At 67.4% G+C, this 10,534-nt stretch carries 7 protein-coding genes and 3 pseudogenes; 6 read left to right on the forward strand and 4 right to left on the reverse strand.

All coding sequences use genetic code 11. From position 1 onward, the window contains the following. Positions 1-778: 778 nt before the first annotated feature. The 4 genes and pseudogenes from ACFYXC_RS41450 (at position 779) to ACFYXC_RS41465 (ending at position 4,398) form a co-directional block, all read left to right on the forward strand. On the forward strand, positions 779-1,255 hold the full coding sequence (locus ACFYXC_RS41450; protein ID WP_389558293.1) for an ATP-binding protein: 477 nt from the start codon (positions 779-781) through the stop codon (positions 1,253-1,255). 350 nt (positions 1,256-1,605) lie between these two features. Then, positions 1,606-2,127, forward strand: coding sequence for a hypothetical protein (locus ACFYXC_RS41455; RefSeq protein WP_389558295.1), 522 nt, complete (start codon positions 1,606-1,608; stop codon positions 2,125-2,127). Between the two features lie 179 nt (positions 2,128-2,306). Beyond that, a complete protein-coding gene (locus ACFYXC_RS41460; RefSeq protein ID WP_389558297.1) occupies positions 2,307-2,894 on the forward strand; it encodes a GNAT family N-acetyltransferase in 588 nt (195 codons plus the stop codon). A 90-nt stretch (positions 2,895-2,984) separates the two neighbouring features. Beyond that, positions 2,985-4,398 (forward strand): annotated as a pseudogene (locus ACFYXC_RS41465) (NF041680 family putative transposase). A 175-nt stretch (positions 4,399-4,573) separates the two neighbouring features. On the opposite strand, the pseudogene pip reads toward ACFYXC_RS41465, so the two are convergent. After that, positions 4,574-5,535: pseudogene (gene pip / locus ACFYXC_RS41470) on the reverse strand (prolyl aminopeptidase). 507 nt (positions 5,536-6,042) lie between these two features. Between pip and ACFYXC_RS41475 the strand changes: the two are divergent. Further along, on the forward strand, positions 6,043-6,219 hold the full coding sequence (locus ACFYXC_RS41475) for a DUF1918 domain-containing protein (protein WP_389558305.1): 177 nt from the start codon (positions 6,043-6,045) through the stop codon (positions 6,217-6,219). Positions 6,220-6,868: 649 nt separating this feature from the next. On the opposite strand, the gene ACFYXC_RS41480 is transcribed toward ACFYXC_RS41475, so the two are convergent. Continuing rightward, the gene (locus ACFYXC_RS41480) at positions 6,869-7,261 is read right to left on the reverse strand and encodes a hypothetical protein (protein ID WP_389558299.1); all 393 of its coding nucleotides are present in this window, start codon (positions 7,259-7,261) and stop codon (positions 6,869-6,871) included. Between the two features lie 90 nt (positions 7,262-7,351). Continuing rightward, positions 7,352-8,278, reverse strand: coding sequence for a hypothetical protein (locus tag ACFYXC_RS41485; protein WP_389558301.1), 927 nt, complete (start codon positions 8,276-8,278; stop codon positions 7,352-7,354). Positions 8,279-8,820: 542 nt separating this feature from the next. Between ACFYXC_RS41485 and ACFYXC_RS41490 the strand changes: the two genes are divergently transcribed. Then, positions 8,821-9,702, forward strand: coding sequence for an ArsR/SmtB family transcription factor (locus tag ACFYXC_RS41490; RefSeq protein ID WP_389558303.1), 882 nt, complete (start codon positions 8,821-8,823; stop codon positions 9,700-9,702). Positions 9,703-9,784: 82 nt separating this feature from the next. On the opposite strand, the pseudogene ACFYXC_RS41495 reads toward ACFYXC_RS41490, so the two are convergent. Beyond that, positions 9,785-10,315: pseudogene (locus ACFYXC_RS41495) on the reverse strand (transposase); the annotation flags it as partial. Positions 10,316-10,534: the final 219 nt, after the last annotated feature.

Consider the following 10,534-nt stretch of genomic DNA (forward strand, 5'->3'; position numbering starts at 1 on the left):
GCACACGGCGGTGGGCGGTCCGTGCCGGCTCCGTCAGGCACGGACCTGCGCTGAATGTACCCCGCCCTGGGCACCGTGATGACTTGCCGTGATCGAGCCTGTGGTGATCAGGGCCGTGTGCGGCTGTGACAGCAGCGAGCCCTGCGGATCCTGGACGGACCCGCAGGGCTCACTTGCGCAGGTCCCGGGGGCGGGGGTGAAAACACGGCGCGTCGTATGCAACGACGGTTCCACCGCGCGGTCACGGTCTGCATGGTCATGGCCTGTGTGGTGCCGGGCGGGCGGTCGGTGGGCGTCGCGTTCCCAGCCGGCGGGAAGTGGTCGCAGAGGGGGGGAACAACCCCTGACCGTCGCGGGGATACGGGACGGTCAAGGGGCTGACGCGCATGGCGCGTATCTGCAGCGTGCCAGAAGGTCCGCGCTTGCTGTAGCGCCGGACCAGGGGCGCGATGGCGCATTTCGCAGGGGTGCGGCCCCGCCCGTATCCCCCGGGCGGTGCGTTCGGCGATGTGGCAGACCTCGGCGAGGCCGCGGAGCCGGGTGGCGCAATGGCGTGCGACGGCGAACACCCCGCGGGCGTGGCGGGCCGGGAAGTGCCACTGCCCGATTCGCTCGTTCACCTTTGCCCTCTCCTCCTCTGCCCGTGCGAAGAATCCGCACCAAGGTTCCGGAAACCGGTCTCCTTGGTGTATCGGTCTCTTTGGTGTGAGGATGCTGCAGGGTTTGTGGGGTAACTGCACTGGGCATTGCTCGACGCTTCGGAAGTGAGGCGGTTCCCGTGGATGCTGCTGCCCGAAACGAGGGCCAGGAGCCCCTTGCCGATGCCCCGGTCACGGCGTCTGCCGCGTTCGAGGACAGCGCGGGCATCGCCGAGGCCCGCGGTCTCGCCCGCGACTTCCTCACCACTGTCCAGGCCCAGCACGGTCTGCCGGTCTCGGCGCGGGCGATGGGCACGGTGCAGCTGGTCGTGAGTGAACTGGTCACCAACGCCGCCAAATACGCCCCCGGCCCGTGCCTGCTGGACCTTCAGATCAGCGAGGGCGCTGTCCAGATCAGCGTATGGGACAGCAGCCCCACACAGCCGTCCATCCAGGCGGCCGACCCGCAACGCATCGGTCAGCACGGCCTGGAGATCGTGATGGCGGTGTCCCAGACCTTCTGCGTTCACCAGGAACCGGTGGGCAAGCGGATCACTGCGTCCGTCATGCTCGCTGACGATCCCGGCGGGGATCCCGCCGGCCGTCGGGCCATGTGAGGTCGGGCTGCGCGGTCCAGGGCGGCGATGCGTCGCGAGCAGCTGACCCTGTCAGAGCGGGCGAGCCCGGAGGTCTCTGGCTGTAAAGAACCGGCGTGCCCGACACAGCCCCAGCGGTTCAGCCGCACCCTGGACGGTGAACGCAGGTCAGTTGTTTAGTCGGCGGTGTCGGCGGGGTTGAGCTGGCACTGGTAGAGGTGCAGATCGAGCCACTGCCTGTTTTTGACCGCAGAACGGGCCCCATCCTCCGCACTCCACATCACGCAGACCCCTTCTGCGCCGCCCATGGCCAACCGAGACCGACCAGCTGCGCACGACGCTCCGTATCCAGCTTCCCGGCCCTACGGCGGGTGTTGTCGACGCGCACGGGTTGCTGGAGCCGGACGGAGCGGGCGCTGCTGACCTGCGAGCAGGTCCGCTCCTACGAGCTGCCCGCGACCGAGGGCAAGCACGGCGATCCGCGCTGGCCGGCCTTCGCCCGCCGCTACGGCTTCGACCCGGTCCACTCGGTGCAGTGGCAGGTGGAGGCGCTAGAGCCGGACGAACTCCAGCGCCTGGTCCTCACCGCCCTCACCCCGTACGTCGACCGCGACATCCTCGCCCGGCAGGTCACCCGCGAAGAAGCCCAGCGCCGCGCCCTGGCCGCCTTGTGGACGGCTGGGGCCCGGAGGCCGGGGGAGCACCGGCGTAGGCCGCCACGCCGTGGTCGGGGCGACCACAGACCGATTACGAGGCCCCGGCTCCAGAAGTCGGGCATGGGCCCGCAGGCGTCTTCGACCTGGTGGGACAGGCAGTACTTCGGGGGGCAACGCGAGGCCCTTCACGCCGTGGCGGGCAGTAGAGCCGGTCTGCCGCTCCAGGAAATCCGGTGACCGAAACGCCCACTTTCATCGCTTTCAGTTGAATTGCGACTAAGCTTGCCGTTTAACAGCCAGCACTGAGCGCGTTTCATCTTTGGCATATCCAGTGACGCTGATGTGCCAGGTCACAGGTTGGTTCGAGGGTGGGCAAAGGCTCGGACCTTGGGTACTGCAACGTGATCGAATAGGGGATGACATCGTTCTGGACGGGCAAGCGGGTACGGCTACGCGGCATTGAGCCCGACGACTGGACCGCGTTCATGCGCTTCGCTGTGGACGAGGAGCGGTTGGGCGATCTACTGCAACCGCCTCGGTCCGCCGAAGGCGTTCGCGCCTGGGCGAAGGAACAGGCTGTTGCCCAGCCCGATGGAGACTGCTTCGTGTTGGCTATTGAGGCGGTCGATACGGGGGACACAGTCGGCAGTATCGGCTCGCACCACGCTGATCCGCGTGCGGGCTGGTTCGAGTACGGCGTCACGATAGGCGCTGATCATCGAGGCAAGGGATATGCCGCGGAAGCGGTGGTGGTGCTGCTGCGCTTCATGTTTGCCGAGCGGCGATATCACAAGTGCCAAGCGCGGATCTTCGCCCACAACGAAGCGTCGCTGGTCCTTCATCGTCGGCTTGGCTTCGTGGAGGAGGGACGCCTTCGCGACCACGTGTTCTTCGCCGGTCGTTACCACGATCTCGTCATGACGAGCATGCTCGCTGACGAGTTCGCGCAACTGCACTCGATGAACGAGCATCTGGATCTCGCCTCGAACGCATCTCGAACTTGACCTGCATTCTTTCAGTTCCGTAGACGCGAAGGCGGCCTTCGTCTGATCCTGTGCTCCGTCACAGAGTGGATCAGCGCGAAGGCCGTGGTCGTGAGTCTGGAGCATCAAGGCGTCCTGCGGGGTGCGTTCGCGGAAGAGCTGTACGCGTGTCTGACTGCCCGGGGCGACGCCTTGTTCGAGTTGTGCGACGCATTGCTGTGCTCGGACGGGCCAGTGCGGACTCTGGTCGATCTCGCGCTCGCGCCCGAACACCGCCGTGGGTACGGAGCCCTGTACGGCGGGCTCAACAGGGACGGCTCGACGTCGCACGGCTGCGTCGAGCCCTGGCTGGGGTGCCATTGCCGAGGGCGGCGGACGGTCGGCTGGTGCTGGCGGTGGATGTCTCGCCGTGGCTGCGACCGGACGCCAACACGTGTGCTGACCGAGCCTTTTGCCACACCTTCGGACGGGGCGAGGGCAAGCATCAAATGGTGCCCGGGTGGCCGTACTCGGTGGTGGCCGCGCTGGAGACTGGCCGCACGTCCTGGACGGCGGTGCTGGACGCGGTCCGTCTTCAGCCCGGCGCCGACGTCGCCGCAGTGACCACGGTGCAGATTCGCGAAGTCGTTGAGCGCCTTGTCGCCGTCGGCCAGTGGCGACCGGATGCCCCGGAGATCCTGGTCGTGCTGGACGCCGGATACGACGCCCCTCGCATCGCCCACCTGCTGGCCGGGCTGCCCATCGAGATTCTCGGCCGGCTTCGTTCGGACCGGGTGATGCGGCGTCCGACCCCCTCGCGCGAAGAGTTGCACCTGGCCAACCACAAGGGCGGTCGGCCGCCCAAGCACGGCGGCGAGTTCGTCTTCGGCGACCCCACGTCCTGGGGCGCCGAGCAGGCCGTGACGGTCACGGACACCCGGCACTATGGGAAGGCGACCGCGCAGGCATGGGACCGACTGCACCCGCGGCTGACCCGCCGGGCTGCATGGCTCGGCCACGAAGGGCCGCTGCCCATGATCGAGGTACCGTCATCCGCCTGGTCGTTCAGAAGCTGCCCAGCGGCGGGGTCAACAAGCCGGTCTGGCTGTGGTGGTCGGGCACCGGTGCCACCGAACCGGATGTCGACCGCTGCTGGCAGTCCTTCCTCCGCCGCTTCGACATCGAGCACACATTTCGCCTGTTCAAGCAGACCCTGGGGTGGACCAGACCCCGGCTCCGCAGTTCGGGAGCGGCCGACCGGTGGACCTGGCTGGTAATCGCTGCCTATACCCAGCTCCGGCTCGTCCGACCGCTGGCCGCCGACCTGCGCAGGCCCTGGGAGAAGCCGACCGAGCCGAACAGGCTGACGCCCGCCCGCGTCCGCAGAGGGTTCAGGAACCTGCACGCGAAGACCGGGTCTCCAGCCAGTGCACCGAAACCTTCCCGGCCCGGGCCCGGCAGGCCGCCGGGCTCGAAGAATCGACGCCTGGCCACCCGGCATGACGTGGGCAGAGTCCTCGCTACCGGCGAGGCGTTCAGTCTGTGACCGAGGGGGATAGTTGGCGGATCATGCCCAGTTCGGTGCAGGTCACGGGCGGGCAGAGAAAGCTAGTTGACGGATCTTGAGGATGATAGTTGGCGTGTCGAGCGACATAAGAATGTCAGCGGTCGGCGACATGAAGGATGTCAGCGGCTGCCGGGGTCCTCCGGGGGGTCCGGTCTCATTCCTGGCGAGCGAACCGGTCGAGGGCACGAAGCACATGCGTACGGGTCGTGTCGCTACCCAGATGGCCCGCGTTGCCGACGACGATCAGTTCCGCGTCGGGCCATGCGCGGGCGAGTTCCCAGGCGGTGTCGAGCGGGCAGCCCATGTCGAGCCTGCCGTGGACCAGCACGCCGGGAATGCCGGCGAGCCGGCGGGCATCGCGGAGCAGTGCACCTTCCTCCAGCCACGCGCCGTTGGAGAAGTAGTGGGCACAGATGCGGACGAAGGCCAGCTGTGCGGCCGGCGGGCGGTCGCCGTACGGGTTGGAGGAACCGTTCGTCTCCCCGGACAGGACCGTGTCCTCCCAGGCGCACCAGTCGGCCGTGGCCCTCTCTCGCACGGCGGCGTCCGGGTGTTCCATCAGGCGCGCGTAGGCCGCGACGATGTCACCGTTGCGCGGTGTGCCGGGGGCCCCGGCGAGGAAGCGTTCCCACTGCTCGGGGAAGAACCGGCCCACGCCCCGGTACAGCCAGTCGGTCTCAGAGCGCCGGGTGGTGGTGACGGCGGAGATGACGATCTCCGACACCCGCTCCGGGTAGGTCTCGGCGTAGGCCAGGATCAGAGTGGATCCCCACGAGCCGCCATACAGCAGCCAGCGGTCGATTCCCAGGTGCTCGCGTAGCAGGTCCATGTCGGTGATCAGGTGCTGAGTGGTGTTGTGCCGCATGTCAGTCGCGGGTTGACTCGCGTGCGGGGTGCTGCGGCCGCAACCGCGCTGGTCGAACAGGACGACCGGTACCGCTCCGGAGCGAAGTACTGGCGGGCGCCGGGCCCACATCCCGATCCCGGACCGCCGTGGACGACGAGCGCAGGCTTTCCGTCCGGATTCCCGCAGACCTCCCCGTACACGACGTTGCCGTCACCGACGTCGAGCATTCCCTTTTCGTACGGCTCCACCGGCGGGTACAGCTCGCCCATTTCCAGATCTCCTGACCATCACACCAGCGGACGACGCCTTGTAGTAGACACCATGGTCAATCCGACACTGGCAAGGGCTTTGGGTGCCCGTACAGGCCATGCCCTCACCGCAGTTTCGGGTCGTCCTCTTCGACCAGCGCGGCTGCGGCTCAAAGCGCTATCTGCTCGACGTCGGCATGACCGTGTGACAGCTTGTCGACGTCCTTGAAGACAATGTCGCGTACAGCCTGCGGATGCCCCCCCAAGCCGTCACCGCCCACTGACATCTCGTGGCACCAGCTACTGATGTTCTGACGTCGTCCGACATGGCAGATTACGACACCGCCATCTCCGAGCGCGAGGACGTCGCCGCAGGTGCGCGCGTTGGTCATCGATGGTGCATCAAGATCCGCCAACTACCGCGCTCGTCCGCCAACTATCCCGCTCGGTCACACAGTCGTCCCGCCCACCACAAAGTCGGCACAAAACCGCGTCGAATAGGATAAATAACAAGTTAAAGGGGACCGCCTGGTCATGCATGGCCGAGTCGCCGGTAAGCAGGACCGTGTCGTAGAGATCGTCGAGGTTCTCGGGCCGGACGGAACACCGCCTCACCGCGTGCGCGCCGAGAACGGCCACGAGACCATCATGTCCCCCGGGCCGGACACTTTGATCGACCACCGCAAGGGGAACGACTTGGACTGACAGTCCACGACACGACCGCGCGGACTCCGAAGGGCCCGGCACATGGCGGGCCCTTCCTCACGCCCGTACATCGCTCCGCAGGACGGAAGGCGGTGTTTGTTCCCGCCCACCGACCGCCGCTCCGCCGGGTCGGCACCGGCCGCCATCCGGCTGCTGCGGGCCGCCGCTCCGCCGCACCTCCGTCCCATCCCGCCGTCGGTACGGCGGAGCTCCGGTGGCGCCAGGTGCGTGCTCACGCCCGTGCGCCCGGCCGTCTACTCCGAGCCGGGATCAAGCAGCAGGTTGCGGTGCCCGCAGTCCCAGCACCGCACCGTTTCGGGAAGGTTCTCGAATCGTGTGCCGTCAAAAACTCCGGTAGGTAGATGGTGAAGCCGCGGCTGATGGCTGCCAGCGTCGGCAGGTGGCCCGAGCGCAACAGGTGGCGCGCGGCCGCAGTCGTCCGGTCCGCAGAGGGCGACTCCACGATGGAGCGCAGCGACGTCGCCAGTTCGGCGCCGGGCGAGACTGAGTAACGGACCCCGGCGAACCGCTCGGCGGCATCCCGACGCGAATGCAACAGCCCCCCTCGCGTCCGCGAGCGCGGCGCCGACGTGTCCGGCCCACCGGTCCGGACGCGGGGCCCGGACCGGTGACGCCGGCCCGCCAGGGGCTACAGGTTGGTCCAGCGGTGCGAGGAGATGTTGTCGTTGAGCGACAGGGACGTACCATCGAAGGTGTACGCCGCGTTGTTGGGGATCTCCGCCCCCTGGTACAACCCGCGCTTGGCCCCGGTGTAGTTGAGCCCCTCGAACACCCAGACGTCGTCGTAGGCCCCGGGGAAACCGTTGTTCCAAAGCGAGCTGGAACGGTCCTGGCAGGAACCCCAGTTGGACGAGTCGTTCAGCCAACTGGAGCAGAAGTCAACGTAGTTGATTTCGTTGTAGGAGTACAAGTACCCGTCGGCCGCCGGGACGGCGGAGGTTGGGGTCACGTCGTGGTTGATCAGGGAGGTCTTCTCGTCGTTGATGGGTGAAGCTTGCGCGGCGGTCTGGGGCACAGTCATCACTGCGGCACAGATAGCGGCACCCAGGAGGGCGAGGCGCTTGGAATTCATCGAGATCCCTTCGTCGGACGCCCGGATGCGGGCGTGTTCTCACGGACGGGCTTCACCGACGATCCGGCGGGCCCGTGGAAGTGCTTCAGCCCGCAGGGCCGCCGCGGTCGTGACGGCGTCCCCGTAGACGGGCCGAAGCAGTCGGTCGTGTCGTGCGTCGAGCCGCTCGGCGATCCCGGCGAGCCCGGAGTCGCGCATACATCTGGCCTCGGCCGTCGCCGCCTCCCGCTCGTCCTCGCCCGAGACGGTCCCCGGCGACGACGCCATGGCAGCACGTGCCTTCGCAGGGCTTGTGTACGGGTAGCCGGCGGTGCGCATGCAGGTGCTCCACGGGCGCAGCGCGCGCCGATACGCCGGATCTTCAAGGGTCCGCCGCACACGGACGGCGTCCATCTCGTCGACCGAGGCTCGCGCCTGGAACCACGCCGCAGCGTCCCCGTACAGCGCGTCCTGGGAGGCGGTCCCGCAGCCCTCGTCGCTGCGGGTGAGCACCGCACCGCCCGGCGTCCGGGCCGTCAACCCCCTCGCCCGGGGGCCGTTGGCGGCCAGCAGCGCCGCTCGCCTGCGCTCCGCGGGAAGGCTTCGGAAATAACGTTGGTTCGGGTCCTCCTCTTTTACCCGCGCAATTTTCCGGACGATATCCGTTCCGTACCCGTGACTTCCGGCCCACCGTACGTCGTTGATGCCGTATGGGAATTCCCGCGACTCCGCCATGGGAGCCTCTTTCACGACGCTGTAGGAGAAACCTTTCCCGCGCATGCAGTCACGCAGAAGTATCTGTTCGGCCCGGAACAGCAGGCTCCGCTCGCTCGCCGCCGACGAGGCGCCTGCTGCCGTCGATTGCTCTGGTTTCTCCTCGTCCAGCCGGTGTAGCTCGTACGCTGTCGCGGCTGTTCCGGTGAGGAGGAGAAGTCCACAGAGGGGAACGGCCATCCTTCTGCGAAACGGGACGCGACGGCGCACCATTTTTTTCCTTTCTCCGGTGCCTTAACATTGCGAATGCTTTCGAATTATCCAGCGAGGCACACCTAGGGGCAGAGCAATGCCGAGGGCCACGTCTCATGCCAGGGACTTCGCCGGACCGTCTTCATACTCTTGTTCTCCTTTTGCGCGGGGGCGCGGTGCGTGCTGTTCGGAGATGGGCGGAGCGTGGATATGTGCGCGGGTTCTTCATGAGACAACGGCATAGTTCGGTCACCGGTGGCTGTGTCTGAAGCGTCGCATCGCCCCGGTGCATCCGGGTGACGATTCGAGCAGGTTCGAAAGCTCATGCCCGACGGACGGCCGGAAACAGCGGAGCCCGGAGCAAGGCGTCGGCCGTAAGCTCGCAGAGAGGCCCCAGTAGGTGCAGGGCACAAGCGGCAGGGGGATGTGTGATCCGCGTCGAAATGCCCACACGGCGGTTGGCCACACTGCGGTGGGGTGCCTCGCCGGTGGGGGAGCTGGCCGCTGCCCTGGTCGGCGTGGCAGAGACGGCATGCTGGCCGGCCGCACCTACCCCGACCTCCATGTCACCTGAGGTCCTCGCGGTGCTGCGGACCGGGCGCTGTCCGCTTCTGACAGCTGTCGTGCAGGGGTATGCGGTCTACCTGCCGGAGATGCTGACGCCCCCTCCGCGTACTTTTCTGCCGCCAGTGGAGGAGCAGTTGCACGCGGTGGCCACGGTGGATGCGGAGACGGTACAGACGCAGTTCGAGGCGTTTCTCGCCGGAGGCTCCGCCCGCCGCCTCAGCTGCCCATGGCTGCGGGAGAACCAACTCCGCGCCGTCGACGAACGGGTGAGCACCAGCATCGAGGCGGCCGGCGCTGAACTCCCTCAACGGCTGGCCGGCGAGCTGCACCTGCTGTGGTCCACGGTGTTCGCCCGCCGATGGGCCACATTCACCGCAGCCTTTGAGGAATTCATCGACCGCCACAGCGGGGTCGCAGCGCGCGAAGGCATCGCAGGCGCCTTGTCCACTCTGCACACCACTCTCGCCTGGCAGGACAACGCCTTGGAGATCGCCTCGCATCACCAGGGCGAGGTCGAAGGATCCCACCCGATCACTCTGATACCCACCCTCCACCTCGGCCGGGTCGCCCTCCACGCCCCACACCACACCGACGCCGCCCAGATCGCCGTACCCCTGGACCTGACAAGCTCTCCTCGGCCCTGCATCGCTCCTGTGCTCGGCGACACCCGACTGCGCCTGCTACAAGACCTCGGGCAGCCCCGGACCACCACCGAACTGGCCGGACTCCACTACCTCAGCCCCTCCACCGTCTCCTTCCACCTGTCCCGCCTGTTGGCAGCCGGCCTAGTAGAGAAACACCGCGACGGCCGCCTGGTCCGCTACCACCGCACCACTAGAGCCCGCCAACTACTCCACACCACAGATCACCCTCGATAGCAGCCACTCCCCACCTCTACCCCGTCCATGGCACGCGACGACGTTCGCCTGCCGACCACGGAGGGCATCAACCGGATGCCCTTTCGTGCCACACACGAATCTGCACAGTGGTCACCGCGGCGACGTCGGCGCCAGGCTCCAAGCGGACCGCGTCCAACACGGCCGTCCAGGACGTGCGGCCGGTCTCCAGCGCGGCCTCCACCGAGTACGGCCAGCCCGGCACCATCTGATGCTTGCCCTCACTCCGGCCGACCGTGTGGCAAAAGGCCCGGTCAGCGCACGTGTTGGCGTCCGGCCGCAGCCACGGCGAGACATCCACCGCCAGCACCAGCCGACCGTCCGCCGCCCTCGGCAACGGCAACGTGACCAAGGCCCGACGCAGTCGCGCGACATCGATCCGGCCCTGGTTGAGCCCGCCGTACAGAGCCCCGCGCCCGCGGCGGTGTTCAGGGGTGAGCGCGAGATCAACCAGCGTCCGCACCGGCCCGTCCGTGCACAGCAGCGCGTCGCACAACTCGAACAACGCGTCGCCCCGCGCGGTCAAACACGCGTACAGCTCCGACCGGAAGTGTGACACTTTCGCGAACGCATCCCGCAGGACGCCCCGACACACCAAACCTGCTGGGCCGCCACTGACAACGGGGCGAGAAGCGGTCGCAACAAGGGATGCACTGTCAGCTTGAGCAGCGGTTTTTCAGCCAATTTCCGGAAAGCACGCACATCTGATCAGTTCTCTGCACAACGATGTCGTGGTGAAAACGCCACTGACTCCCCTGACACGCCGCGCACTTGGCACCGGCGCCGTCATCAGCGCTCTGGCCATCACCGGCTG

Origin of the sequence: Streptomyces sp. NPDC002701 (genome assembly GCF_042889045.1) — a bacterium.
Classification (GTDB): Bacteria; Actinomycetota; Actinomycetes; order Streptomycetales; family Streptomycetaceae; genus Streptomyces.